At 58.6% G+C, this 25,244-nt stretch carries 24 protein-coding genes; 8 read left to right on the forward strand and 16 right to left on the reverse strand.

Annotated features, from left to right (window positions below):
• Window positions 1-15: 15 nt before the first annotated feature.
• The 14 genes from ACEW8N_RS12200 to nth all read right to left on the reverse strand — a co-directional run bounded on the left by ACEW8N_RS12200 (window position 16) and on the right by nth (window position 13,018).
• A complete protein-coding gene (locus tag ACEW8N_RS12200; protein WP_373500103.1) occupies window positions 16-1,110 on the reverse strand; it encodes an HprK-related kinase B in 1,095 nt (364 codons plus the stop codon).
• Window positions 1,111-1,115: 5 nt separating this feature from the next.
• The gene (locus ACEW8N_RS12205; RefSeq protein ID WP_373500104.1) at window positions 1,116-1,985 is read right to left on the reverse strand and encodes a GAK system ATP-grasp enzyme; all 870 of its coding nucleotides are present in this window, start codon (window positions 1,983-1,985) and stop codon (window positions 1,116-1,118) included.
• Window positions 1,986-2,088: 103 nt separating this feature from the next.
• A complete protein-coding gene (locus tag ACEW8N_RS12210) occupies window positions 2,089-3,723 on the reverse strand; it encodes a PhoU domain-containing protein (RefSeq protein ID WP_373500105.1) in 1,635 nt (544 codons plus the stop codon).
• A gap of 9 nt (window positions 3,724-3,732) precedes the next feature.
• Window positions 3,733-4,002: an amphi-Trp domain-containing protein gene (locus ACEW8N_RS12215; RefSeq protein ID WP_373500106.1), complete on the reverse strand. Its 270-nt coding sequence runs from the start codon at window positions 4,000-4,002 to the stop codon at window positions 3,733-3,735.
• A 92-nt stretch (window positions 4,003-4,094) separates the two neighbouring features.
• Entirely contained in the window at window positions 4,095-5,258 is a 1,164-nt protein-coding gene (locus ACEW8N_RS12220) for a hypothetical protein (protein ID WP_373500107.1), read from the reverse strand.
• Between the two features lie 31 nt (window positions 5,259-5,289).
• The gene (locus tag ACEW8N_RS12225; RefSeq protein ID WP_373500108.1) at window positions 5,290-5,853 is read right to left on the reverse strand and encodes a GAK system XXXCH domain-containing protein; all 564 of its coding nucleotides are present in this window, start codon (window positions 5,851-5,853) and stop codon (window positions 5,290-5,292) included.
• Between the two features lie 98 nt (window positions 5,854-5,951).
• Window positions 5,952-6,611: a phosphate signaling complex protein PhoU gene (phoU, locus tag ACEW8N_RS12230; RefSeq protein ID WP_373500109.1), complete on the reverse strand. Its 660-nt coding sequence runs from the start codon at window positions 6,609-6,611 to the stop codon at window positions 5,952-5,954.
• A gap of 15 nt (window positions 6,612-6,626) precedes the next feature.
• Window positions 6,627-7,388: a phosphate ABC transporter ATP-binding protein PstB gene (pstB, locus tag ACEW8N_RS12235; RefSeq protein ID WP_373500110.1), complete on the reverse strand. Its 762-nt coding sequence runs from the start codon at window positions 7,386-7,388 to the stop codon at window positions 6,627-6,629.
• A gap of 92 nt (window positions 7,389-7,480) precedes the next feature.
• The gene (pstA, locus tag ACEW8N_RS12240) at window positions 7,481-8,437 is read right to left on the reverse strand and encodes a phosphate ABC transporter permease PstA (protein ID WP_373500111.1); all 957 of its coding nucleotides are present in this window, start codon (window positions 8,435-8,437) and stop codon (window positions 7,481-7,483) included.
• A gap of 34 nt (window positions 8,438-8,471) precedes the next feature.
• Window positions 8,472-9,365: a phosphate ABC transporter permease subunit PstC gene (gene pstC / locus ACEW8N_RS12245; protein ID WP_373500112.1), complete on the reverse strand. Its 894-nt coding sequence runs from the start codon at window positions 9,363-9,365 to the stop codon at window positions 8,472-8,474.
• Between the two features lie 93 nt (window positions 9,366-9,458).
• A complete protein-coding gene (locus tag ACEW8N_RS12250; protein ID WP_373500113.1) occupies window positions 9,459-10,280 on the reverse strand; it encodes a phosphate ABC transporter substrate-binding protein in 822 nt (273 codons plus the stop codon).
• 187 nt (window positions 10,281-10,467) lie between these two features.
• Complete coding sequence (locus ACEW8N_RS12255) at window positions 10,468-11,307, reverse strand: alpha/beta fold hydrolase (protein ID WP_373500114.1); 840 nt, start codon at window positions 11,305-11,307, stop codon at window positions 10,468-10,470.
• Window positions 11,308-11,318: 11 nt separating this feature from the next.
• The gene (locus tag ACEW8N_RS12260) at window positions 11,319-12,278 is read right to left on the reverse strand and encodes a Smr/MutS family protein (RefSeq protein ID WP_373500115.1); all 960 of its coding nucleotides are present in this window, start codon (window positions 12,276-12,278) and stop codon (window positions 11,319-11,321) included.
• Between the two features lie 104 nt (window positions 12,279-12,382).
• Window positions 12,383-13,018: an endonuclease III gene (gene nth, locus ACEW8N_RS12265; RefSeq protein ID WP_373500116.1), complete on the reverse strand. Its 636-nt coding sequence runs from the start codon at window positions 13,016-13,018 to the stop codon at window positions 12,383-12,385.
• A gap of 82 nt (window positions 13,019-13,100) precedes the next feature.
• On the opposite strand from nth, the gene ACEW8N_RS12270 reads away from it, so the two are divergent.
• The 3 genes from ACEW8N_RS12270 to hflC all read left to right on the forward strand — a co-directional run bounded on the left by ACEW8N_RS12270 (window position 13,101) and on the right by hflC (window position 16,225).
• A complete protein-coding gene (locus tag ACEW8N_RS12270) occupies window positions 13,101-14,162 on the forward strand; it encodes a tRNA 4-thiouridine(8) synthase ThiI (protein ID WP_373500117.1) in 1,062 nt (353 codons plus the stop codon).
• Window positions 14,163-14,246: 84 nt separating this feature from the next.
• A complete protein-coding gene (hflK, locus tag ACEW8N_RS12275; protein ID WP_373500118.1) occupies window positions 14,247-15,266 on the forward strand; it encodes an FtsH protease activity modulator HflK in 1,020 nt (339 codons plus the stop codon).
• Window positions 15,263-16,225 carry a protease modulator HflC gene (gene hflC / locus ACEW8N_RS12280; RefSeq protein WP_373500119.1) on the forward strand — a complete coding sequence of 321 codons (963 nt, stop codon included), beginning with the start codon at window positions 15,263-15,265 and terminating at the stop codon, window positions 16,223-16,225. Before hflK ends, hflC begins: the two co-directional genes overlap by 4 nt.
• Before the next feature lie 68 nt (window positions 16,226-16,293).
• On the opposite strand, the gene ACEW8N_RS12285 is transcribed toward hflC, so the two are convergent.
• Window positions 16,294-16,392, reverse strand: coding sequence for a 30S ribosomal protein bS22 (locus tag ACEW8N_RS12285; RefSeq protein WP_073474648.1), 99 nt, complete (start codon window positions 16,390-16,392; stop codon window positions 16,294-16,296).
• Between the two features lie 107 nt (window positions 16,393-16,499).
• Here ACEW8N_RS12285 and ACEW8N_RS12290 point away from each other — a divergent pair, with 107 nt between their 5' ends.
• The 5 genes from ACEW8N_RS12290 (at window position 16,500) to ACEW8N_RS12310 (ending at window position 21,135) form a co-directional block, all read left to right on the forward strand.
• Window positions 16,500-17,078, forward strand: a complete 579-nt coding sequence (locus tag ACEW8N_RS12290) for a hypothetical protein (protein WP_373500120.1) — start codon at window positions 16,500-16,502, stop codon at window positions 17,076-17,078.
• 144 nt (window positions 17,079-17,222) lie between these two features.
• Window positions 17,223-17,507 (forward strand): FmdB family zinc ribbon protein, encoded by a 285-nt coding sequence (locus ACEW8N_RS12295; protein WP_373500121.1) that lies wholly within the window; start codon window positions 17,223-17,225, stop codon window positions 17,505-17,507.
• Window positions 17,508-17,754: 247 nt separating this feature from the next.
• A complete protein-coding gene (groES, locus tag ACEW8N_RS12300) occupies window positions 17,755-18,042 on the forward strand; it encodes a co-chaperone GroES (RefSeq protein WP_373500122.1) in 288 nt (95 codons plus the stop codon).
• Window positions 18,043-18,102: 60 nt separating this feature from the next.
• Window positions 18,103-19,752 (forward strand): chaperonin GroEL, encoded by a 1,650-nt coding sequence (gene groL, locus ACEW8N_RS12305; protein ID WP_373500123.1) that lies wholly within the window; start codon window positions 18,103-18,105, stop codon window positions 19,750-19,752.
• A gap of 348 nt (window positions 19,753-20,100) precedes the next feature.
• Window positions 20,101-21,135, forward strand: coding sequence for a LysM peptidoglycan-binding domain-containing protein (locus ACEW8N_RS12310; RefSeq protein WP_373500124.1), 1,035 nt, complete (start codon window positions 20,101-20,103; stop codon window positions 21,133-21,135).
• 334 nt (window positions 21,136-21,469) lie between these two features.
• On the opposite strand, the gene ACEW8N_RS12315 is transcribed toward ACEW8N_RS12310, so the two are convergent.
• Window positions 21,470-25,183 carry a pilus assembly protein gene (locus tag ACEW8N_RS12315; protein WP_373500125.1) on the reverse strand — a complete coding sequence of 1,238 codons (3,714 nt, stop codon included), beginning with the start codon at window positions 25,181-25,183 and terminating at the stop codon, window positions 21,470-21,472.
• Between the last annotated feature and the right edge of the window lie 61 nt (window positions 25,184-25,244).

The following is a 25,244-nucleotide window of genomic DNA, read 5'->3' on the forward strand; positions in this document are numbered from 1 at the left end:
CTTCAAATCTCATGATCACACGCCGATCCGCCCGGTATCCAGAAACGCCAGGCAGGCCTCGGCGGCCTTGTGAAAGTCTACGCCGCCGCTGAATTCCAATACGTCGCAGCGGGAGAGGCAGGATGCGTAGTTCTCCGCGGACGGTTCCGGCATGCGGCAGTCCTGTCCAGGCACAAAAAAAAGACCGGTCGATTTCATGAACGCCGGCAGGAGATCCGGACGCGTTGCCATGTCGACCTTTTGGACCGTCGTCGGCGCGCCGTTCGGGGTCCAGTTCAGGATGGCCAGGGCAACCATGGGCGCATTCAGGATAAACAGATCCGACCCGAAACACTCGTCGATGGGCGCATCGAATTTGTGCTCGAGCTCCCAGAGCTCCTCCTTGGAAAGGGATTGAAACGTTTCCTGCTCCTCATCGCTCAGGATACCCATGAGGCTGGGATTGTTCAGGATGGTCCCCGGATTGATCCTCGGCAGCTTGGCCACGCCGTACATGACGAGCGCGTCCCGGCGCGCTTCGACCATGAGCCGGTCGTTGCTCACGAAAGCGGCGCCGCGGGTCATGATATGGAGCGCCAGCGTCGACTTGCCGGCCCCGGAAAATCCGGCCAGGGCAAGCCCCTTCCCCTGCCAGATGATGCCGGCCGCATGCCCCAGAAGACAACCTTTGCAGAGGAGCCATTCAATATACCGGTTGTTGATGAAATTGACGACCTGATTGAGGTTGGCGAGACATGGCCCCACCGCCGCGTGATCCCCGTCGCCGAAGACAAAGATCATTCCCGTCAGCCGTTTTCGGACGATGCGGCCGTCCGGCAGATCCAGAAACTCCTCCTTGATCTTGGTTTTTCCGGGATCCGGTGCCTTCACCATGAAATCAAAGGGAAGTTCCAGCGCGGGGGACTCGTGAACGGAAACGAGGATGTCGGGGGGGTCGGACTTCCCGACGAAATTGCTGTAATATGCGTCGAGCGCCTCAATGACGCGGAGGTCGTTGGCGCGCACCCGGACCGCGCACCCGCCAAAAAACAGATCGAGGTCATGTCCGGCCGGCCAGGTTTCCTTCAGGTGTTCGACAATGCCCTTGCGGGTATTTATTTTTGGCCACATGCGCATTACATCCTTTCCAGCACATAGTCGACATAAAGCCGGGCCGCGTCCAGGCCCCCGGCTGTCTGAATCCCCCGAAAGCCGCCGAAGGCCGAAACCTCGAAAATCACGGGGCCTTCCGGGGTTTCGGCCACGTCCACGCAGGTAAAATCGAGACCGAAAAGGTCCTGGGCCTTTTTGGCCAGGGCGACGGTCTCCCGGGACGGCGCATAGGCTTGATACTGACCCCCGGAGTGGGTCGTGGTGTTCCAGGATGACCCGTCACCGCACCGCGCGTAGGTGGTCAGGTATTCCCCCCCGAGGAAGGTCACCCCGAGATCCTGCCCGCCCAGGTCAAGTTTCTTCTGAATGTACATGATGCCGAATTGCGCGCTGAAAGCGTCGATCCGTTCCCGGGCGCCCTTGCCCGCCCGGATGACCGTCATCCCCCGGGCCTTGGAGGTGTACAGGGGTTTGAAGACGGCCTCCCCATACCCCTCGACCGCCCGCTCCGCCGCGTCCGGGTCCTCGGTGATGGTGGTATCCGGCATGGGGATGCCGCCGTTTTTGAGGGTGACGGTGCAGCTCAAACGGTCCAGGACCCGCATGATGCGGTAGGGGTTGGAATACATCGGGAGCCCCCGTTCATGGAGAAACCGGAGAATCTCGAGACGGTCCATCAGGGCCGGGGAATAGCGGGAGCCGACCTTCTTGATCATCAGGGCGTCGAGCCGGGACAGATCCGTCCCCTCGTACCATGCGCTTCCCGACGAAAGGTCCAGGGAGACCCTCTCGAGGTCGATCAGGAGACGGTAGCCGGTTTTTTCGGCAAGGGTATCCGCCAGGGTTTCCGAAGACCATCCGTCGATGGTTCCAACAACACCAATTCTTGGCATGTCCTAACTCCTCTGTTTTCAGTTTTCATGGCGTATCGCACGCCGGCCGGATGAATCGTCCCAACAGGCTTTGCCTTCGCCCGGGATACGCTGTTCCGCATGGCTAATAGAACAAGACATCCTGGGGGAGACGAAACGCCTCCCAGGGGCGCCCCTCGTGGGCAGCAACGCGCTCCATGAGATAGTGGGCGCGCAGGGCCATCTCCCTTGCGAATTCCGGCTCCATCTCAAAGCGGGTGGAGGTGTAAAACGACCGGGCCAGCGCCAGGGCCAGCCGGACCTCGAAGGTGGGATCGGTGTTTTTTTCCGCGAAATCCGAAAAAAACTCGTGGAAATAGAGTGAAACGGTATTGAGCCGTTCCCTCAGCTCCACATCGAATACCGGCAGCCTGAAATTGGAGACCAGAAAAACCGATACATCCTGAATATAATCCGCCTGCTTCGAGCGGTAGAGATCGATGTAATTGATTTTCTGCTCCTCGTGGTTGTATACGATGTTGTTGGTGTTGAAATCCCCGTGGATGAAGACGGTGAACGGCGCGGGCACGCCCCGCTCGATCCTGGCGCACGCCGCGATGAGATCGACCGTGGCGGGGATGTCAAGGCTTCCGATCGCCCTGAAGGGCCGTTCATGTTCGGGGTGGACCCGGTGGACGGCCTCCAGCCTCGATTGGAGCTGTTCCATATAGTCGGTCTGAAACGCCCCCTTTTGCAGGGTGCGCCGCCAGACATCGCCCACGGTCTGCTCGAAGATGAAGATGACGTTTCGAATGATGTCGGATTTTTCCGTGAGGATGACCTGCTCCAGGGTGCAGCCCGAGAGGAATTCCACCAGCATGGATGCGGTGACCGTCTTCTCGTAGTAGCCGAAAACCCCGGGGGCCAGCCCCGGCAGGATCTCATCCCATTTTCGGATGTTTTCGTACTCCCCCTTGATCTTCTTGATATCCCCTTCCTTGAAGATTCCCTGGGACTTGAACCCCGACGGCTTTTTCCGGCCGACCCGGCTGATGCGGCAGCCGGACCGCGACCCCCAGATGGAGCTGAAATCGATATCCCAGAGGTTTCCCTCGAATCCGGATTCCGACAGGGTCTTTTCCAGGGCTTCCACCTGGCGGATCTTGATCCGGTCGCCGATGATGGAAAAGATCAGGGCCTCGCCGATATTGAGGAGCGAATCCCCGATGCGCTCCAGGTAGCGGAAGATGAAGATGGCCGTCACGAGGTCCCCCGCCTTCCGCCCGGTCTCCAGATCGGCCATGATGCGGTCGAAATTCTGCTTGTAGAGCGCATCCAGGTGGAACTCGCTCCGGCAGATGGCCAGCGCGCCGCTCAGGTCCTTGGCGGCAAAGACCCGGGAGATCTGCGTGAGCGCCTTCTGGATCTCTGAAAACATGCTTTTGTAATCGTACTGGGCGAGCACGTCAATACTCGAGAGATACCGGGTCTGGCGGCCGATATTGACGCAGTAATCGGCGATCCGCTCCAGGTTGACGGACATGACATGCAGGGCCCGGATATCGTTCAGGTCTTTCTGGTCCAGTTCTTTCTTGGAGGAGTGAATCGATGAAAAACATTCGTTCTCAATGGTGGTCTTGAGATTGTCGATGTAATCGTCCTTGGAGGCGATCTTCTCCAGAACACGGACGTCGAATTTCGTGAGCAGACCATAGGTCAGCTTCACCTGGCTCTCGGCTTCGATGGCCAGGAACCTGAAATTGTCCTTGATGATCTCCATGCCGCGACCCTATGGGGTAATCTTGAGCCGCCCCGGGGGTTCGGGCGCCGCGTGGGTGTCTTTCCACGAAAACTTGAGGACGATCTTGCTCTTCTCGCCTTTCCTCCTGGCCTTGATGGAAAATTCCAGGAGATTGTTGGGCTGCATCACCAGTTGCCGCTTCTCGGAGATGAAAACGACCTTTCCGCTTTCAAATCCGTCGATGAGGGCCTTGAGGTACTGGCCGACGGTCTGGTTGTCTTGAACGGATTCATGCTCGAATTCCTGTTTTTCAGACATGTGCTCCTTTCTAAAGCGATTCAAGGGGTTCTCGACACGGCCCATGCGGGCGCGCGACGCACGGGCCGCCCGGCGGAACAGGGGCTATGGGATTATCCGGACAGGCGGGCCTTGTATTCGGTGATGACCGACTCCCTGCTCCAGCCTGCTTTGATCAGCGTTTTACCGATATTCAAATCCTCCCAGGCCGGCTGATACCCGATTTCCCGCGATCGTTTTGCGGGATCCTGATCGATGATGTTCCGGGTCTTTTCGCCCATGTGGGTGTCGTCCCCCATGAACACCAGGAGGGGTCTGCGGGTAGGCCCCGCCAGGCGGTTTTTTTCGTTCAGGACCGACACCAGAAAATCGGTGTACCGGTGGGACTGGGGGTTCCAGACCTCGACCCCGTCCACATCGTACCCCGCCAGCAGCACCGGCCAGAACTGTTCAGGATGGGGGATCACGATTCCGGCGTTGAGGTGACGGGCCTCTTCGATAATCTCGGATGTCCGGAAAAAATAGTGGCTGGGGAAGCTCAGCTTGACGAGCCGCTTGACCTCGGTGAGGAAGGTCTGGCACCGGTCGATCACACCGTCGCCGCAGGTGGATCTCAGGCGGTCGAAAAAGTTTCTCAACAACTTGTTTTTGATGGACAGGGGAGAAATGTGGGAGATCTGCTCCTCAAGCAGGGCTTCGATCTTCCTGACGTAGGCCTGCACAAAGCAGATGACGGCATCACTCGCCCCGGTCTGACGGGCCGCCATGGAAAGCCGCTCCTCGTCCGGCTTCGTGATGCTGTGGATAAAATCGAAAAGCTGGGAGGACCGGTATTTGAAGGTGTGGTCGAGCATTCCCCTGAGAACGCCGGCTTCGGACAGGCGGCTGTTTTCAAAATGGAGGAGGAGCTGAACCTTCTGGTTGAAGCCGGCGGAATAGCAGTCCACCTCGACACCCGTGTAATCGCCGTAGCTCATCAGTTCGTTGTGCTGGGTCGGGATGATGAGTTCCTGTTCCCGGCCCGGAAACATGGCGTCGATCCGCCGGTTGATGAGGGAGAGGGGTACATGTTCGGGGTGCCAGTGCACGGCGAGGACCGCCTTCTGGTTCGGAAACGTCATTTCAGGGTTCAGGATGCGTGCCCTCTGGGCGTCATCCAGATCGACGGAGACCACCTCTGAAAAAAACTTCCGGTCCTCCTCGGTGATCTCCTCAGGGATATTGTTGGGGATGAGCGAGATCGGTTCCACGCGCTGCTTGCATTCGGCTCTTTTCATGTTTTATGGGTTTCCAATTAATATCGATATGTTATTTATAGCGGCCGTGGCAGTCTTTCTTGAGCTGATTGAGGGTGACGCCGGCTGCCTTGCAGGCGCCCAGGTCACCCGCCGCGAAGGCCCTGGAAAAATCCGTGCAGGCCCTCTCGTAATCGGCGTAGAATTCGGCGCCCTTGTCGGGAAAGGTCGTCATGAGTCTGGAGTCCTCAAGGAAGGCCGCCACCGCCGCCTCGCCGGGCATCACATCGGCCCCAAGGCTTTCGGTAACGGCCTTGAAATTCGCCTTCATCCGCTTTTTCAGCGTTTTGTACTTGACCTCGCGTTCATCCGCCGGGGCGGCAATCCCCTCACCTTCGGCATCGGCGCGTCGGATCATCGCCTTCGATTTCCATTTCAGGGAGAACCCGCCGGCATCCCCCTTGATGCTGATTTTAAGCTTCTTGAATTCGCCCGGATTCGGGGCCGCGACCGAGTCGGCGGCCGAAGAATCGTCCGCATCCTGCGCCGCGCCGGAAAGCCGGTCGGCCAGGTTCCTGAAGAAATTTGCCAGTTGGGCTTGAGTCAGGTCTTCGAGATAGAGTTTATCACCGCTCATCGGTCTGCCTCCTGTTTATTTCCGTGCTTGGTAGGGCGGTCATCGATTCGCCGCATGCGTCACGTCGCTTTCAGGCCGGATCCGCTTGGGGGTTCAGCTCAATAGTCCTTGTGGCGGATGATCTCCCCTTCCACCAGGTAGATCACCTCTTCGGCGATATTGGTGACATGGTCGCCGATCCGCTCCAGATGCCGCGAGATCAGGAACGTGTTCATGAGGTATTCTACATTGGCGGGCTCCGCGAGCATATCCTGTTTGACCCGCCGGTACATTTCGTGATGGATCTCGTCCACCTCGTCATCCAGAAGGAGCACCTTGAAGGCCAGGTCCACATCCAGATTGATCATGGCATCCAGACTCTTGTTCAGCATGGCCCGGACCCGATTGACCTGGTCGCTGTAGTCATAATGGATCTTGGAACCGTTGTGGCACTCCATGATCTTTTTCAGGCGATGGGCGATATTTGTCGCCTCGTCGGCGATTCTCTCCAGATCGCTGTTGATCTTGATGGTGGCGACGAGAAACCGGAGATCCACCGCCACCGGCTGGTACAGGGCCAGAATCTTGAGGCACTCCTCCTCGATCTCGACCTCCTCGTCGTCGATGAGGTAATCCGACTTGATGATCCGTTCCGCATCGAATATTTCCCGGGACTCGATGGCTCTTCCCGCCAGACGTACGCGGTCTTCCACCTGAGCCCCGAGACCCAGTACCCGCTTTTTCAATTTTTCCAATTCTTTCTGAAAATGTTTGGGCATGTCGCGTCCTTTTCATCAACCAAATCGGCCGGTAATGTAATCTTCGGTTTGTTTCAATTTCGGCCGGGTGAACATGGCATCCGTCTCGCCGACCTCGATCAGTTTGCCCATGTAAAAGAAAGCGGTCATGTCCGATACCCGTGCCGCCTGCTGCATGCTGTGGGTGACGATGATGATCGTATAGAGCGCCTTCAGCTCGTGGATGAGGTCCTCGATCTTCTGGGTGGCAATGGGATCCAGGGCCGATGCCGGTTCGTCCATTAAGAGCACCTCCGGCTCCACGGCCAGGGCCCTTGCGATACAGAGCCGCTGCTGCTGCCCGCCGGAAAGCCCCAGGGCGGTGTCGTCGAGACGGTCTTTGACCTCGTCCCACAGGGCGGCGCGCTTCAGGCTCTCCTCGACCCGGTTCTGGAGAAAGGCCTTGTCCCGGATGCCGTTGACCCTGAGCCCGTAGGCCGCATTCTCAAAGATGCTCTTGGGAAAGGGGTTGGGCTTCTGAAAGACCATTCCCACCCGTCGGCGGAGCATGACCACGTCCAATGACGGGTCGTAGATATCCGCATCGTCGAGCATGATCTTTCCCTCAACCCGGCTGATGGAGATGAGGTCGTTCATCCGGTTGAGGCAACGTAAAAAGGTGCTTTTCCCGCATCCGGACGGTCCGATGAGAGCGGTCACCTGACATTCCTGAAAGTTCAGGTTCACTTGATGGAGGGCCTGAAAATCCCCGTAATAGAAATTCAACTCCTTGGACGTTATCTTAAGCTTGGGAGACATCGCAATGCTTCCTTTTCACATCGGCCCCGCATCCGACGGACCTGGCCATCCCGCCGCACCTTCCGCCTGTGATGGATCATCCGTCGTCCGGATTATTTGAGTTTTTTGCGCATGCGGCTGCGCCACACGATGGCGATCATGTTCATGCCCAGCACCAGGGCGATCAGGACCAGGGCCGTTCCGTACTGCAGGTGCCGGGTCTGTTCGATATGGGTTCCCGCCGTTGCCAGCACGTAGATATGATAGGGCAGGGCCATGATCTCGTCAAAGATCGATCCCGGCAGATCCGGGGTGTAGAAGACCGCCGCCGTGAACATGATGGGCGCGGTTTCACCGGCGGCACGGCTGAGGCCCAGGATGGCCCCCGTGAGAATCCCCGGCAGCGAGGCCGGCAGCACCACGCGGTAGATGGTCTGCCACTTGGTGGCGCCGAGCCCCAGGGAGGCCTCGCGGTAGGTATCCGGCACCGCCTTCAGGGCCTCCTCCGTCGAGCCGATGATCACGGGCAGGCTCAGGGCGGCCAGGGTCAGGCATCCCGAGACGAGGCTCACGCCCATCTTCAGGTAGATCACAAAGAAGGCCAGGCCGAAAAGTCCGAAGACCACCGAGGGTATGCCGGCCAGGTTGTTGATGCCCAGGCGGATGATCCGAATGATGAGCCCGGGCGTGGCGTACTCGTTGAGGTAGACGGCCGAGGCCACACCGACGGGCAGAGCGATGACCACGGCGCCTATGGCCAGGAGGGCCGTGCCCACGATGCATGGCAGAATGCCGCCCTGGGTCATGGACTCCCGCGGAACCTCGGTCAGGAATCCCCAGGTGATGGCGCTGATGCCGTTTTTCAACATGAAAAACAGGATGATGAAGAGGGCCAGGCCGTTGATGAATGCCGCCCCCCTGAATCCGGCAAAGATCACTTTTTCAATCCGCTTCCGCCGATGGTATCCGGCTTCGACGGCCCGCTGAATGACCGATACCTCCCCGCGCTTCCGCACGGGGTCTTCGAAGCTCAGCGGTTTTTCGGCATACTCATCCTTGGTAATGTCCATGTTATCCATTTCCTATGGCTGCTCTATTAACGCCCTAAAGAGAGGCCTCTCCCACCTGGCGATACCGGTGAGCGATCTGATCGGCAACCAGGTTGAACAGGAGCGTGAAGACAAACAGAACGATACCGATGGCAAACAGGGCATGGTAATGGTCGCTTCGAAACGGGGCCTCCGCCATTTCCGCCGCGATGCTGGCGGGCAGGGGACGCACCGGGCTGAAGATCGATTCGGGGATCATCCCCGCGCCGCCGGCCACCATGAGCACCACCATGGTTTCGCCGATGGCCCGGGACATCCCCAGAATGACCGCGGTGCTGATGCCGGATATGGACGCCGGCAGGATGACGCGCAGGATGGTCTCCCAGTGCGTTGCGCCCAGGGCGAGGGAGCCTTCCTTGAGAACGGAGGGAACGCTGTAGATGGCGTCCTCGGACAGGCTGCAGATGGTGGGGATCGACATGAACGCCAGCATCATCGCGGAGTTGAACAGGTTCAGGCCGGTGGGGATCCCAAAGACATTCTGAAGAAAAGGCGCCACGACCACCATGCCGAAAAATCCGATGACCACGGAAGGCAGGGCCGCCAGAAGCTCGACCATGGGCTTGACGATTTCAGCCACCCGCCTGGAGGCCAGCTCGGCCAGATAGACGGCGGTCATGACCCCCAGGGGAATGGCGATCACCGACGAAAGCGCCGTTACGGAAAGGGATGCGATGATCAGCGGGAAGATGCCGAAGTCGGCCGGATCGGACGTGGGATACCAGTAATGCCCGAAGAGGAAATCCCTTACGGACACGATCTTGAAAATGGGCAGCCCTTCCATGAAGAGAAAGACCATGATGAACAACAGGATGGCGATGGAGGCGCCTGCGACGCAGAAGAAAAACCGGTGCATGACCTTTTCAGCCGATTGTCGCTTGGTTTTCATAAGAAAATCCTTTGGCAAAACGCGCAAAGGGGCAGCGCGGAAGCTGCCCCTTCCGGACCTTATCATGGGGGACAAGGCTTCTGGGATGGGATCTTAATACAGGGGGACGTAGCCGCTCTTTTCAACAAACTTCTGACCTTTTTCAGGGTGCATGACATAGTTGAGGAACTTGGCGGTTTCCCCCGTGGGCCAGCCGCGGGTGAACATGAACAGCGCGCGGGAAATGGGGAATTTTCCGTTCAGCGTCGTTTCTTTGGTGCCCTCGATGCCGTTCACCGTCAAGGGCTTGACCTGGTCGTTCAGGTAGCCGATCCCGATGTATCCGAGGGCGTTGGGGTTCTTGGCGACGCCCGTCGCCACCGCGCCGTTGGAGGCCTGGAGCAGGGCGCCGGGATAGATCCGCTCCTTGTTCATGACCTTCTCCTCCCACACCTCATAGGTTCCGGAGGAGGTGTCCCTGGAGATGACCACGACCTCCTTGTCGGGGCCGCCAATCTCTTTCCAATTGCGGATCTTGCCCTGGTAGAGGTCCTTCAGTTGGGCCAGGGTCAGGTCGGCGACCGAATTGCTCGGGTGCACGACCGGGATGATGCAGTCATAGGCGATGCCGAATGGCACGGGGTAGGCGCCCTTTTCAAGGGCGGAGGCCACCTCCTTGTCCTTGATGAACCGGGAGGAGTTGCCGACATCGGTGGTGCCGTCGATGATCGCCTTGATGCCGTCACCCGAACCGCCGCCGGAGAGGGTGATCTTGGTGTCCGGATTCTCCTTCATGTAGGCTTCGGCAACTTCCTGAGCGATGGGAAGCACCGTTGTCGAGCCCTTCATGACGATGTTTCCCGCCGTTGCTGCGGATACGGTAAACACCATCGCAATTCCCAACACCGTGGCCAGCAGACCGCTTTGCTTCTTCATTTTTGATTGTTCCTCCAACCGTTGCTTTTCTTGGGTGAGCCACCCGTTTGATGTTGAACAAGGATCGTTTTCTGAGGTTGCAGAATGAACGTATTCACGTCCATCCAAACGTACCTATGGTAAAGCCCTTTTGTTAGATTCGTGTTAGGAACGTGTTAAAAGTTGGCAAAAACGTCGGCGGAAACCGCTAACGCTCGAAAAAGGACCGGATCTGCAGCAGGGTCTCGTCGCGCGTGCGGGGACAGGAGAGAAAATGGTCCCCGGGCAGGGGCTGGAAGGCCACATCGGGGAAAATCCGCCGGACCGTCTCCTCGTAGGATGCCGGATATCCTGCGCCGTAAAGCCTCAGGATGTTGTCCTCCCGGCCGTACAGGCAAAGCGCCCGGGTTCGGTGCTGACGGACCGCCGCAAGCGGCTCTAAGAACAGGACGTCCATGAAGGTCCTGAACAGGCGGATGCGGCGTCGGTGCAGACTTCCGAAGGCATGCCGGTTCTTCTGAACGTTGGGGAACATGAAGTCGAGGTAACGCTGGAGAAGCCCCCGGAACGGCGGGAGGCCCCCTCGCCGGCCGTGGATCTCACGGCAGTATCTCAAAAAAGAGGTCAGGGCGGCCCTGGCGCTCAGGTCGAAAACGGCGTTGATGAGCACCAGCTTTTTCAGCGGGGATTCGAGTCGGCTGTTTCCGAAAATGAGCGGTATGGCCCCGTAACAGCATGCGATCCCCGCCATGGGCAGACCGTCGCTTCGGTTCTCCCGGTCCACCTGCCTGAGCAGCGCCTTCGTGCTCCTCACTGCCGCGGCGTGGGAAAAACGGTCCGTCGAGCGGCCATGCCCCGGATAGCTGAACGAGAGGAAATCATACCCCATGCGGATCAGCCGGCGGAAATAGCGGACCTGCTGGGCCGCGTCCCCACCGATCAGCGGCGGCACAAAGATCAGCCCCCGGGGGGATTTGACGCGGACCCGGACCGTTTCCAGCCGCCGGCCGCCCACCGGCGTGAGCCGGTGTTCCATGACCCAGTTCATCGAGCCCCCCGTCACATGGGACTCAGGTAGGCGACAATGGCGCCGCTTTTCCGCTTGGCGCCCCGTTCCCATCGGTGGGTCAGCACCTTCCCCTCCTGCCTCAGGCGGACCAACTCCGCCTCAACCACATCCGGTAAAATGGCCTTTCCCTCGGAGTGGAGCCCTTTTCCAACGATGATAAGAAGCGTCCGCTTTCCCCGATACCGCGATCTCTCCACAAACGCCCGGGTGCCGTCAATCGCCTCCTGGGACGTTTTGCCGTGGAGGTCGAGTTCCTCCTGGGGAGGCGGATATCCTCGGATCGCCTGCTCCGGGGTCAGGCAAATCCGGGCGGCCGAATCGCCGTTTTTTTCACGGAGAAGGAATTCCGTGGTTTTATCGGCGAGGGAAGACTCCAGCAGGTCCCTGAAGTCGTCGCTTCGAAGCTCCGGCCGGGCGCCATCCATCTTCCCGCCCTCCCCGCCCTTCCCCCCGCCCGCGCGAGCTTCCGGGGCCTTTGGCGGCGCCTCCTTGAAATGGATCGAGAAGTCCGTGTTCTCTCCGAACAGGGGGATGCCGTGCCTGTTCCGCATCCGCCGGCCCTTTCGGAGGGAGGGCGCCGCTTTCGGCGGGACGCGGGGCGGGTCTCCCGCCTCGTCCGGCTTTACTTCCCGCCGGATGTCAAACAGCGCGGGGATATCGGCGTCCCGCTTGAAAACGGGGATGCCGTGGCGATTGCGGGAGGACGGCAGGCTGCGCCCTTTTGGCCTGTTTTCGGGGGGCTTCCCGGGCTGCCGTCCGGGGGCAGGCCCCGGCTCCGGCGCGCCGCCGAGTGGCGGCACATCCGGTTCGCACAGTGCGTCGGCTTCTTCTGCCGGGGGTACCGGCCGGACTTCGACCTTTTCCGGACGGACGGGCGCCTCTTCATGGGGCGCGCTCCGGGGATCCTCCGGACGCCGCCGTCGAAACAATCTTTTCAGTATCGAAAACATGTGCCTGATATTTCTGCAGGGTTAGGGGTCCGTCCAAGCAGGCAAAGGGTGCATGCCCCATGCCGTCGCTCTTCCCGGACGAGGGCTCCGCCGGGCGGACAGGCTCAAACGGTCTTCTCCGGATAATCGCACAGATCGAAGAGGGGGCAGTTGGGGCAGTCCGGCTTTCTGGCCCGGCAGATCTGCCGCCCGAAATAGATCATGCGCAATCCCAGATCGTTCCACTCCGCTTCCGGGACCGTCTCCATCAGCTCAAACTCGATCTTGACCGGATCTTCCTGACGGGTCAGGCCGAGGCGGCGGGAAATCCGCTTCACATGGGTATCCACGACCACCGCGCGCTGTCCGAAGGCCGCGCTGCGCACCACGTTGGCCGTCTTTCGCCCCACGCCGGGCAATGCCGTGAGCGCTTCGAGGCGGTCGGGGACGACGCCGCCGTGCCGCGTCGCAAGGTCGGCGGCGCAGGCCTTGATGTTCTTCGCCTTGTTGTGGAAAAACCCCGTGGAACGGATAAACCCTTCGATTTTGCGGACAGGCGCCTCGGCCAGGGCCGCCGGGGTCGGGAAGGCGGTGAACAGGGCCGGCGTCACGGCATTGACCTGCCGGTCGGTGCACTGGGCCGACAAAATGGTCGAAATCAGCAGCTCATATGGATTCCTGTGCAGAAGCTGCGTCTTGACATCGGGATATGCGCTCCTTAGGATTTCACATATCCGCAGGATTTGCTGTTTGTTTTTCATTATATTTTCAAAATCTTGTTTAAGGTATCGCCAAATCGCCTTGCGGGGGCGCGTCTGATCGACACGGGAAGGTTTCTGTATCATGGTTTTTCATCAAAAAAAAGTCCGGGCACTGGGCCTCTCCTCGGGCGGCCTGGACAGCATCCTGTCCGCCCTGGTGTTGCGGGAACAGGGAATCGACGTGGCCTGGGTCAGCTTCGAAACCCCGTTCTTCTCATCCGACAAGGCACGGAAAGCCTCCGAGTCAACGGGCATCCCCCTGACGGTCAGAAACATCACCCCGATCTATGTGGAGATGCTCAGAGACCCCCGATGCGGTTACGGTCAACATATGAATCCCTGCCTCGATTGTCATGCCCTGATGTTCCAATTGGCCGGAGAGATGTTGCAGGCGGCCGGTTTCGATTTTCTGTTCAGCGGGGAGGTCGTGGGTCAGCGCCCCATGTCCCAGACCCGCTCCTCCTTGCGATACGTCGAAAAAAAGTCGGGTTTCGAGGGATATATCCTGCGCCCCCTCAGCGCCCAGCGGCTCCCTGAAACCATTCCCGAAATAAACGGGTGGATCCGCCGGGAGGCCCTCCACGGCATTGCCGGCCGGTCCCGGAAACCCCAGATCGCCCTGGCCAAACGGTTCAATGTCTCCGATTACCCCAATCCGGCGGGCGGATGTCTGCTGACGGAAAAGAACTACTGCGCGCGCCTCCAGGACCTCTTCGACCACGCGGAAACCTGCACGGAGGCCGAACTTCACCTTCTCAAGCATGGGCGTCACCTCCGCATCAGCCCCCGCACCAAGATCGTCACCGGCCGGGACCAGAAGGACAATGAGGCCATCATTCGACGCTACGACCCGGACAAGGATACGCTGATCCGGACGGTTCACATCCCCGGGCCCGTCGTGCTGGTGTGCGGCCCCGCGTCGAGAGACGAGGTTCTGGCTGCGGCATCCATATGTATCGGCTACAGCAGTGCCCCCCGGCACGCCGCCCAGGAGGTAAACGTCATCCGCCCCGAAGGCGCCGAAACATTGCGCTGCGAGGGCCTTCCGCAGGATGAAATGCGCCCATGGATCATAACAGAGGCCGGGGGAGCCTTCTCCTCTCCCAAATCGTTTTTGCTTGACTTGATAGGCCTGATTCCTTAATTTAATTAATGGTACTTAACCCATTAACCCTGTCATGAACGCATTTTCATTACAACCATTCAACCCCAAAAGGTAAACCATCAGATGAGCTGGGACTGGGAAAAACTCAAAGAGCAGCAGCAGCGACGGGGCGACGGCGCTCCAAAAATGGATGACCTGCTGAAAAAACTCAACACGATCAAAATTCCGGGCGGCCCGGTGATCATTGTCGTCGGGCTGGTTCTTTTCCTGGCATCGACCATGTTCTACACGGTCAAACCGAGCGAGGTCGGCGTGATTCAGCGCTTCGGCCGCTACGTCCGCACCACGCAGCCGGGGCTTCAGTTCAAGCTGCCCATGGGCATCGAAACAGTGCGGAAGGTCAACGTCCGGATGGTCAAGACCGAAGAATTCGGGGGAGGCGCATCGGCGGCAGTGCCGCGATTCAGTGGCGACCCCAGCACCGCCAGCCACATGCTGACCGGCGATCTGAACGTTGCCGTCGTTCCGTGGATCGTCCAGTACCGAATCAAAGATCCCTACAACTATCTGTTCAAGGTGAGGGACGTGCAGCAGCTCCTTCGGGACCTGTCCGAATCCTCCATGCGTCTCGTCGTCGGCGACCGGAGCATCGACGACATCATCAGCAAGCGGGATGAAATCGCCATTGCCTCCCAGGAGGCCCTCCAGCGGGAATTGGACCAGGCCGAGACGGGCATTCAGGTCGTCACCGTCGAGATGAAGAGAACCGACGTTCCCGAGCCTGTCCAGCCCTCCCTCAACGAAGTGAACCAGGCGACCCAGGAAAAGGAGCAGATGATCTACCAGGCCAAGGAGGATTACAACAAGGCCATTCCGGCGGCCAAGGGCGAAGCGGAAAGAACCATCCGGGCGGCCGAAGGATACTCGCTGGACCGAGTCAACCGGGCCAAGGGCGACGCGTCCCGGTTCACGGCGCTGTACGAAGAATATGCCAAGGCCAAGGATGTCACCCGCCGGCGGCTCTACCTGGAAACCATCAATGAACTCTACCCCAAACTCGAACACAAATACATCGTGGATGACGACCAGAAGAACGTTCTTCCCTTGCTGAATTTAGGAAAACAGGACGGGGGTGTAAAATGAACTCCAGAAATCTGATTATCGCGGCAGTGGCGGTGGTCGCCATGATTGCGTTCACTTCCGCCTATGTGGTCGATGAGAGCGAACAGGTCGTGATTACCCGGTTCGGCAAGATCATCGGCGAAGCCAAGACCACCCCCGGCCTGAAGTTCAAGATGCCGTTTGTCGATCAGGCCAATTCCTTCCCGAAGCTCCTGATGCAGTGGGACGGCGATCCGGGACAGATCCCCACCAAGGAAAAAACCTACATCTGGGTGGATTCCTTTGCGAGATGGAAGATCGTCGATCCCATCAAATTTCTCCAGTCCGTCACCGACGTTTTCAACGCCAACGGCCGGCTTAACGACATCATCGACCCGGCCGTCCGAAACGCCATCACCTCCTACAGGCTGATCGAGGCGGTGCGGACGAGCAACCGCCCGCTGTCATCTCTGGATTCGGGCTGGCAGGAACAGGGGGCGGAGGCGAGCAAACAGCGACAGCAGACCGAGATCACCATCGGCCGCAAAAAGCTGATCGAGGGCATCCTGAAGCAGGCACAGCCCAAGGTCGATCAATTCGGCATCGAGCTGGTTGACGTCCAGATCAAGCGGATCGACTATGTGGATACGGTAAGAAATTCGGTATACAACCGCATGATCGCCGAGCGAAAACAGATTGCCGAGAAGATTCGCTCGGAGGGAACGGGAGAGGCGCAGAAGATTCGGGGTCAAAAGGAGCGGGAACTGAAGCGGATCACCTCCGAAGCCTACAAGACCGCGGAAGAAATCAAAGGAGGGGCGGATGCCGAGGCCACCAAGCTCTATGCGGATGCATTCGGCATCGATCCCGATTTTTATTCTTTCGTTCAGACACTGGAGGTTTACGGCACTGCTCTGGAACAGAACAGCTCCATCATCATGTCGACGGACTCCGACTTCCTGAAATACCTGAAGCGATACCTCGACCCGGCTCACCCCTGAAAAATGGAAAAAGCACCTGGCGTACGTCGGGTGCTTTTTCCATTCTTACCGCCAGGCGAAGGCTGGGTTTATTTGCCTTTTCTCCGCTGATGTCGCGTACGAGCCAACAGTTTTCTATGTTTATGTTTTCGCATTTTCTTTCTACGCTTTTTAATGACACTGCCCAACAGATCACCCCCTGTTCCATCAGTATTTTTTTACGCTAAACGATTTTTGTTATCATTTATTCATACCGGATGTCCACAACTTTATCAGCTAATTTGGAAGCCAGTCAATGACGGAAACGTCTTCCCTGAAGCAGCCCGTGGATCGAAGCCACCTGGCCATGTTCAACCAGGACGAGCTCCGGCTCGTCAACGATACCGTATCCACGGCCGAGGATCTCGTGAGCAATCATTATAAGATGTCCGCCTCCCAGTGGCAGCGGTTGCGCTACGACATCAAGACCCTGAAACACCTCCATGAGGATGAAATCGTCGAGGGGCCATTTGCCCAGGTCATCCGTTACGAAGCCAAGCGCGATGACACCGCCCTGGGCTCGTCGACCTACGATTTCTATAAGATCTGCCTTCAGGACCATGCCATTCTGAGGGCAATCGGGCAATCCGCCGGCCTCACGCTGTTCCCCTTCTGCCTCTATATCGTAACCCACGAACTGATCCACATCGTCCGATTCTGCAGATTCCTCCAGAGCTTTGATGCTTCCCATGATGAAAAGATGGCCGAAGAGATCCGCGTCCACCAGCACACCCGCGAAATTCTGGAGGACCTTCAGGTTCCCGGCAAAAAAGAGGTCTTACGCTTTTATCGCCGGTGGTGCGGGAATTGCGATCCGGTGGACATGCTTCGATGATCCCCTGTTTTTTGGCCCCTCCGAAAAAAAATGCCGCAATCTTGACATCCCCCAAACGTGCTCTATATTTGGCATGCTTCAGCGCAACAAAGTGTTTTTCGGGAACTTTTTTGGAGCAACAAGAAAAGAGGAGGCCACGACGAAATGCCGATTTACGAGTACAAGTGCGAACAATGTGGAAAGGTCGAGGAGGTTTTGCAGAAAATATCTGAAGATCCTTTAGCCACGTGTGGGCACTGTTCAGGGAGACTTCAAAAATTGATTTCCAGCAGCACCTTCCATCTCAAGGGTTCCGGATGGTACGTTACGGATTACGCGCAGAAGGCCAAGTCCGACGCCAAATCGGAAGCACCCAAGCCCCAGACAAGTGAAGCCAAATCATCCGCGTCCGATGCATCCAAGGCGTCTTCTTCGGATACGTCCGCCTGAAATGGAGCGGTCTTTCAGCCGCCCGCTTCAGGGATCAGGCGATGAAACGCAGGCCGCGGGGGTAGCGGCGGACGGGTATCCAGGCGCACTTTAAATTTTTCGAATCTTTCTTTACAAAAAAAAATGCGTGATTATCGTTTTCATCAAAAATTGAGGAAAGCGAGTCGGGCTTTGTTACAGGTTCTGTAATATACTATTATCCCTAACTAATATTAAATCCACGACCAAACCCAAAGGAGAATGAACAATGAAGTTGAAACCCTTGCAGGATCGAATTCTGGTTCAGCGTGTTGAGGAAGAAAACAAGACCAAGGGCGGAATCATCATTCCGGACACGGCCAAAGAAAAACCCGCTGAAGGCAAGGTGATTGCTGTTGGCAACGGCAAGATCGGCGAAGACGGCAAACGAATCGCCATCGAGCTCAAGGTGGGGGATCGGGTGCTTTTTGGAAAATATTCCGGTACGGAAGTCAAGGTGGACGGTGAAGAATACCTGATCATGCGCGAAGACGATGTTCTGGGCATCATCGAATAATCCGGCACACCAAAAACAACACAAAAGAGACTTATTTAAGCATACGGAGGTAGTTGAAAGATGGCCAAAGAGATCAAATATGACATGAAAGCCCGGGAAGCGATGCTCAAAGGGGTGAAGACGCTTGCCGACGCCGTTGTGGTGACACTTGGACCCAAGGGCCGAAATGTCGTCATCGACAAATCCTGGGGTTCCCCCACCGTCACCAAAGACGGCGTGACCGTCGCCAAGGAAATCGAGCTGGAAAACCGGTTCGAGAACATGGGCGCCCAGATGGTGAAGGAAGTCGCCAGCAAAACCAGCGATATGGCGGGTGACGGCACCACCACGGCAACGGTTCTGGCTCGGGCGATCTACGAAGAAGGACAGAAGCTTGTGGCCGCAGGCAACAACCCCATGTCCATCAAGCGAGGCATCGACAAGGCCGTTGAAGCCGCCGTCAAGGAACTTCACAATATGAGCAAACCGACCAAGGATCAGCGTGAAATCGCCCAGGTCGGCACCATCTCGGCCAACAACGACGAAACCATCGGGAATATCATTGCCGAGGCGATGAACAAGGTCGGAAAAGAAGGCGTCATCACCGTTGAAGAGGCCAAGAGCATGGAAACCACCCTGGACGTGGTGGAGGGCATGCAGTTCGACCGGGGCTACCTTTCCCCCTACTTTGTCACCGATTCCGAAAAAATGGTCGTATCCCTCGACGAACCCTTCATCCTGATCAATGAGAAGAAGATCAGCAACATGAAGGATCTTCTGCCGGTTCTCGAGCAGGTCGCCAAAATGGGGCGTCCGCTGCTCATCATCGCCGAGGATGTCGACGGCGAAGCGCTGGCCACCCTGGTCGTCAACAAACTGAGGGGAACCCTGCAGGTCGCCGCAGTCAAGGCGCCGGGATTCGGGGACCGCAGAAAAGCGATGCTGGAAGATATCGCCATCCTGACCGGCGGGCAGGTCGTCTCCGAGGATATCGGGGTCAAACTTGAGAATATCACCGTAGCCGATCTTGGCAAAGCCAAACGCATCAGCATCGACAAAGACAACACCACCATCGTCGACGGCGCAGGCGCCCGAGGCGCCCTGGAAGGCCGGGTCAAGCAGATCCGCGCCCAGATCGATGAGACCACCTCCGACTACGACCGCGAAAAACTGCAGGAGCGTCTGGCCAAACTGATCGGCGGCGTGGCCGTCATCAACGTGGGCGCCGCGACCGAGACCGAAATGAAAGAGAAGAAGGCCCGTGTCGAGGATGCCCTGAACGCCACCCGCGCCGCGGTTGAAGAAGGCATTGTCCCGGGCGGCGGCGTCGCGCTGGTCCGTTGCCTGGATGCCCTGGCGAAACTCGATGTCAAGGCCGAAGAGAAGCTGGGGGTCAAGGTTGTGATGCGCGCCATCGAAGAACCCCTGCGCCAGATCGCCAACAATGCCGGTTTTGAAGGCTCCGTGGTGATCGACAAGGTCAAGAACAGCGCCGGCGCAATGGGCTTCAACGCCGCAACCGGCACTTATGAAGACCTGATCGAGGCGGGCGTCATCGATCCGACCAAGGTCACCCGCTTCGCGCTTCAGAACGCCGGCAGCGTTGCCTCCCTGATGTTGACCACCGAAGCGATGGTGGCCGACAAGCCTGAGGAAAAGAGCGACATGCCCGGCGGCGGCATGCCCGGCGGCGGCATGGGCGGCATGGGCGGCATGGGCGGCATGATGTAATCCTCCCCACCGCATGAACCGATAGAGATAGGCCCCTGCGTCAGGATTCGGCGCAGGGGCTTTTTTTTTGCCGCCCCTTCCGCTCCCCGAGGTTTCCAACCCCTGCGGAAATTCAGGCGCTCCCCTCCGGCGCGCTCTGTAAAAAATCCCTGAAATCCTCCCGCCAAGGTCCGGGGTTTCCGCGGGCACCGCTCAACATCCGCCGTGAAACCGGACCCCCTCCCGCCATGCAAAAAAAATGAAATGGTTGCTTGACAAACATCCTCCAAGCTGTGTAAGCATCTATAATATGTGTTATAAGGTTATCCAGGTGTTATTACCCGTCAAAGACAATCAAGGAGCAAGGTGATGAAAAAAAAATGGAAAATCAAAATGACCCTGATGCTCATGCTGCTTTGGTCATTCTCGCCGGTTGCAATCAACGCGGCAGACGAAAAAAACATCGTTCAGGATGAGACCGGAACCTATTATGTTGTTCAGAAGGGAGACACTTTATGGGATATTTCAAATTTTTTTCTCCAGTCTCCCTGGTACTGGCCGGAGATCTGGTCGGTCAACAGCCAGATCCCCATCCTGAACCCCCACCTCATCTTCCCCGGACAACGCCTGCGGCTCTTTGGCTGGAAAGAGGCGCCTGAAGTCCTGTCACTGCCTGGAGCACCTGCGGAGCCCCCGCAGATCGCCGCCCTCCGGTATTATCATTACCCCCTGATCAACCGCATCGGCTTTATCCAGAAAGACCCCGAAAAATCCAAGGGCGTCATTTTCAAGGTCCGTGACGACAAGGAAATGATCAGCATGGACGACGTCGTCTATATTCATGAATCCGGCGAAAAGCCTTTGGTGCCAGGCGATCTGTTGAGCATCTTCCGGCCTTCGGTCCCCATCTACGACCGTGAGAAGGAAACCCTTTTGGGGATCCAGCACCTGATCACCGGTACCGTTGAAATCACCGAGAAGATGGACGGCTATACCGTCGGCATCGTGACACAATCCTTTCGGGTTATTCGCATCGGCGATCAGCTCATGGACCGTGAGGAGCGCACCGCGGACATTCCTCTCACCGACGGCACGCCCGGGCTTTCCGCCAGGATCATCACCTCCGAGGAGCGTACCTACATCATGGGGGAACACGATATCGCCTTTATCGACAAGGGGGAACAGGACGGTGTTCGCACCGGCCAGGAATACAGCATCTTCGAGGTGGAGCGCGTCTCCCCCCCCAATGGCTCCGGAAAGGAGAAAGCAAGTGACATCGTCGTTCCCATCGAGGTGGGCAAGGTTCTGGTATTGCTGACCCGCCCCACGACCGCGACCTGCCTTATCACCTATTCCGAGAGAAGCCTTCAGTCCGGCCTCACCGTCGATTTTCCGGGGAACTAGCCTCACCGGCGCATCACCCGCCACCCCATGCGCCATGCCCGGAGAGCTCCTCTCCGGGCAGTTGTTCTCTTCAGCGATCCGCCGCTCCCTCGATCTACCCCTCCCCGCCCGACCCCCGCCAATGGCGGCGGCGTCCGGCGCAGGGTCTCCCCTATGACATCGACGCCCTTCCCCCAGAGGCATGGCATCCGTCGCGCCGGGGTCCGGGGTCCGCAGCGACCCGCCATCTTTCGGCATCATGCGCGCCGATACGCATCCGCCCGGAACAGCAAGGGCCCGGACGGTGTCCGAGCCCTTGGGTTGCATTGCGCGGCCTTTCAGCCGCAACCGGTGATTAAAAAATCTCCCGCCAGGACCGCATGAAGACCTTCGACCCCCAATCCTCCGAGGCCACCCCTGCGGCGGCGTTGTTGTAACCCGCCCCGCCATAGGACTTCAGCAGGCCGTTGGTGGTTTTGATGTAGACATGCTCGTCATCAACGATGGGCGAAACCCGCCCGCTCCCGGTCGGCAGGGGGATTTTACTCAACGGGGCCGGCGTGCTGTCGGGCGTCTCCAGCTTTGTACTGAAGGCATACAGGTTCCCGGTGTTGTCGCCGCCGGCGGCGCAGGGGTCCTCCGAGGTTGCCGTGGTCGTGCCGAAATAGACCTGGCCCGCCGCGACGAATGCAGAGGTGTATACCCGTTCCTGGGCGTCCAGGGTATAAGACCAGTCGAGGCTCGCCCCATCTTTGGTATCCAGGTAGGCATAGAATTTATAGCTGAAGCTGTCATCCGTCGCGGCGTCTCCCCCCGTGCCGAAGAGGATCCGCACGCCGTCCTCCTCCACCACTACTGCCGGGGATCCGTAGATGCCTCTTTCGGCATCCCGTTCGCTGCCGTTGATCACGCTGTCCGAGGGACTCGCGATGTTGGAGATATCGACGCGGTACATATAGCCCTTGTCGGTGCCCACATAGAAGCGGTCGGCAAATCCGTCGCCGTCCGAATCGACGAGGGCGGGCTGCCCGCTGCCGATGCCGCCCATGCCCTCCGAACCCGCGGCGTCCAGGGTCATTTTCGCGCCGCCCACGAGCGTGCCGTCCGCCACATCCACCATATAGACGCCGGGATGCTCGCCGGGGTCGGTATAGCCGGAGACCCAGAAGGAGACCCACTTGGCGCCGCCCCCGGAATCCTTGACCATGCCGATGGAAGGAGATGACTGGCTGCGGAACAGGCCGGGGTCGCCGAATTCCCAGAGCAGCGTCGGCAGCTCGGGCTCGGTCACATCCAGGCAGGTGATCATGTGTCCGCCGCTCCCCTGGGCGAAAATCAGGACCGTCCGCCAGGACCCCCCGATGTAAACGTCGGATATGGCGGGGGAGGCATCCACCAGGGCCTTGCTCAAATCCTGCTTGGAGTAGTTGTTTTTCATTTTCGAGACCAGGTTGCCGGGGATATACGCCCAGAGTTCTTCCCCCGTGCCGTACTGGGCCGTCGACGATGCCTCTCCGGACCAGACGAAGTGCCCCCGCTCCTCCTTCTGCGTGGTCTTCTTATTGTCTTCCCAACTGAACGTTCCGCCGTCGAAGGCGTGGAGCATCCCGTCGAGGGACCCGACGAATACCGTCACCTTCCGATTCTTATGGGTCGCCGCAAAGGTCGAGGTGTTGTTCGGATCGGGATCGTAAAATGAGCTTTTCAGGTCGCTTGAAAATTCTTCCACATAATACCATGCAGGGATCCCGGGCGGGGTCATAACGGCGGCGGCCGAGTGGTCGACGGGCCCCAGGGGCCAGGTCCGCTCGGTGCCGTCGTCCTTGAACCCGAGGACCCATTTGATCAACTTTTCCTTGTTGATTCCCGTTCCGCCGATGTTCAGGAGGGCATCCGTCACCTTTGCGTTGCCGGTGCCCAGGATCTCCGGCGTCCCGACGGTGGTCTCATAGGAGGTGTAGGTCAGGACGATCCCGGTATCCGCCTTGGGCGGATGGCTGAAATGAATCTCGTACGCCCCGGTAAACCGGTTGACTTTTCCGCTGGCGCCGGGGGTCTCTGTGTCCAGGACATCGTTGGTATAGACATCCTTCAGCGTCTCGGACCGGATGATCCCCTCCTCGTCCTCCGTCTGGGCGCCGACGACGAAGGTTCCGTCCAGGACGGGATAGTTCTCGATGGTCCCGGTGAAATCCTTGGTTGTCCCGTCCACGCCGTCCGTGATGGTGACGGTATGGACGGCTGCCGTCATGTTCGGGAAATAGATCGTCCGGGGATCGGACGTCAGGTCTCTGTTCTTCAGCACCTGGCCGGCATCCCATTTGACGTTGGCGCCGTCGGTGCCTAAAGTTGTCTCGAGGGTGTCCGGGTCGTAGATCTGAACGGCCTTCAGATGCCCCCGCAGCTCGGGATCGCTCATCCAGGCGTTATCCAGCGGATCGGGGGTTTCGTAACTTCCCGAGTAGATGAGATTCGTCTGGATGATGGGCGAGGAGCGGGAGAAGAAGGCATGCCGGGCCACCGTCCCATTGAGCTTCACGTCGAGGACCACGGGAGCGCACAGTTCGCTTTCGCTCCGGAGCTCCGCTTTCCACAGCAGGTCCCGACCGACATTGTTTCCGGCCACCAGGTCGATCTCGGCCTTGCGGTAGGTATAGGCCGGATAGCCGGCTTTCCAGGTACCGGCGAGGTTCTCGCTCTGGCTGATATTCGGCTCGCCCTCCGTCAGGCTCGGACCGCCGTCTTCGTCGGTGAAGCTGTAAACGGTGACCCATGGGTTTTCCTCGGTGCCGATCTTGTACCAGATAGGTTTTTTCGCGCCGACCTCATCGAGCAGATAATTGCCTTCGGCATCCTTTTCGTAGTTGACGGAATAAAAGTAATCGATGCCGGTGACCCCTGGACAGGGCATGGCGTCTTCGACCTCGAATTCGATCCGGGTATAGAAGGCGTCGTCATCGGCCGGGCTGATGGTCTTGGTCTGCTTGAGGCTTGCCATCCCGCCGGTTATGCGCTCGATGAGGAAAACCAAGTCGTTGAAGTCGAAGTCGTTGGTCGATGTCCCGTCCAGCTTGGTGTCGTCAAACCCCAATATCCAGGCATTGGGCGTGTTATTGGGCGCCCCCAGGATGGCATGAATGGACGGACGGCCCGCGACCATCTGCAGCTCGACCTCGTTGAAACCCGCGGGGTCACCGGTCGCGGGATCCCGAAATTCATATCCGTAAAGGGCCTTCAGACGGTCGATGGCGGCCTGGTCCATCCATCCCTGCGTATGACAGGCCGCGCCCGCCGCTGAGCAGTCCGCAAAATAGTTGTAGCAGTTGGTGTTCCCTTCGTTTCCGTTTTGATACAACCTGACGATCCGGCTTACGCCGCCATATGTGGTTGCGCAGTTCCCGTACTCACCGAGATTTTCATTCCAATCCTGTTTGGTATAAAACAGGCCGCCGCACCAGGCATTGCTGCAGGCGGGATTCGCCGTGCCGTACATCAGGCGGGAATCGAGGACAAAAACCAGCTTTGATCCCGCCTTGAACACGATCGGCTTCCCTTCCGCATCGACGAGGAATTTCTTGTTGTCCTTGGCGTTGACTGCGCCGTCGCCATTGGCATCCACCTCCGCGGGGAAATCGAGGGCGCCGTCATTGTCGTTGTCGTTGATTCGTGTATAGAGCCAGCGGATCTTGGTGACATCCGGACCGCCGGTTCCGGTCACATCAGTCTCGTACATCCAGCCGAACCGGCTGTGGGTAAAGCCTGCGCCCTCATACAGGAAGGTCACGGAGACCTCCTGGTCGATGGGAATCTCAATATTGGAGGGATCGAGCTGCTTGCTCTGGGTGTCTAGTTGCAGGTCGCCGTTGTCGTTCAGGATGATCCCCGTCACATCAAAATCCTCCAGGACGAACCCCTCGCTGTAATCCGGCGAGGTCACCGGCAGTGCGCACCCGGCGATCACCGTATCCCCGTCCGCAACTGCGGACCCGGCGGAAGCCAGGCAGAGGATGACGGCGGCGACCAACAGGATCAATCCCCTGTGGAATGGCGCTGTGTTTTTCACGCTCATGTTTTCTTCTCCATAACAGTGTTCAATGTTCATGGTCGGGAAATGAAAAGGCCCCTGGTGG

Source organism: Desulfococcus sp. (assembly GCF_041737845.1).
Lineage (GTDB): Bacteria > Desulfobacterota > Desulfobacteria > Desulfobacterales > Desulfococcaceae > Desulfococcus.

Coding starts and splice junctions, on each gene's coding strand:
- ACEW8N_RS12310 (WP_373500124.1), top strand. CDS start 20,101: ATGAAAAAAAAATGGAAAATCAAAATGACCCTGATGCTCATGCTGCTT.
- ACEW8N_RS12225 (WP_373500108.1), bottom strand. CDS start 5,853: ATGAGCGGTGATAAACTCTATCTCGAAGACCTGACTCAAGCCCAACTG.
- groES (WP_373500122.1), top strand. CDS start 17,755: ATGAAGTTGAAACCCTTGCAGGATCGAATTCTGGTTCAGCGTGTTGAG.
- ACEW8N_RS12260 (WP_373500115.1), bottom strand. CDS start 12,278: ATGTTTTCGATACTGAAAAGATTGTTTCGACGGCGGCGTCCGGAGGAT.
- ACEW8N_RS12220 (WP_373500107.1), bottom strand. CDS start 5,258: ATGAAAAGAGCCGAATGCAAGCAGCGCGTGGAACCGATCTCGCTCATC.
- ACEW8N_RS12255 (WP_373500114.1), bottom strand. CDS start 11,307: ATGAACTGGGTCATGGAACACCGGCTCACGCCGGTGGGCGGCCGGCGG.
- hflK (WP_373500118.1), top strand. CDS start 14,247: ATGAGCTGGGACTGGGAAAAACTCAAAGAGCAGCAGCAGCGACGGGGC.
- pstA (WP_373500111.1), bottom strand. CDS start 8,437: ATGGACATTACCAAGGATGAGTATGCCGAAAAACCGCTGAGCTTCGAA.
- ACEW8N_RS12315 (WP_373500125.1), bottom strand. CDS start 25,183: ATGAGCGTGAAAAACACAGCGCCATTCCACAGGGGATTGATCCTGTTG.
- ACEW8N_RS12200 (WP_373500103.1), bottom strand. CDS start 1,110: ATGTGGCCAAAAATAAATACCCGCAAGGGCATTGTCGAACACCTGAAG.
- ACEW8N_RS12210 (WP_373500105.1), bottom strand. CDS start 3,723: ATGGAGATCATCAAGGACAATTTCAGGTTCCTGGCCATCGAAGCCGAG.
- ACEW8N_RS12290 (WP_373500120.1), top strand. CDS start 16,500: ATGACGGAAACGTCTTCCCTGAAGCAGCCCGTGGATCGAAGCCACCTG.
- ACEW8N_RS12295 (WP_373500121.1), top strand. CDS start 17,223: ATGCCGATTTACGAGTACAAGTGCGAACAATGTGGAAAGGTCGAGGAG.
- ACEW8N_RS12250 (WP_373500113.1), bottom strand. CDS start 10,280: ATGAAGAAGCAAAGCGGTCTGCTGGCCACGGTGTTGGGAATTGCGATG.
- ACEW8N_RS12270 (WP_373500117.1), top strand. CDS start 13,101: ATGGTTTTTCATCAAAAAAAAGTCCGGGCACTGGGCCTCTCCTCGGGC.
- pstB (WP_373500110.1), bottom strand. CDS start 7,388: ATGTCTCCCAAGCTTAAGATAACGTCCAAGGAGTTGAATTTCTATTAC.
- phoU (WP_373500109.1), bottom strand. CDS start 6,611: ATGCCCAAACATTTTCAGAAAGAATTGGAAAAATTGAAAAAGCGGGTA.
- ACEW8N_RS12215 (WP_373500106.1), bottom strand. CDS start 4,002: ATGTCTGAAAAACAGGAATTCGAGCATGAATCCGTTCAAGACAACCAG.
- groL (WP_373500123.1), top strand. CDS start 18,103: ATGGCCAAAGAGATCAAATATGACATGAAAGCCCGGGAAGCGATGCTC.
- hflC (WP_373500119.1), top strand. CDS start 15,263: ATGAACTCCAGAAATCTGATTATCGCGGCAGTGGCGGTGGTCGCCATG.
- nth (WP_373500116.1), bottom strand. CDS start 13,018: ATGAAAAACAAACAGCAAATCCTGCGGATATGTGAAATCCTAAGGAGC.
- ACEW8N_RS12205 (WP_373500104.1), bottom strand. CDS start 1,985: ATGCCAAGAATTGGTGTTGTTGGAACCATCGACGGATGGTCTTCGGAA.
- pstC (WP_373500112.1), bottom strand. CDS start 9,365: ATGAAAACCAAGCGACAATCGGCTGAAAAGGTCATGCACCGGTTTTTC.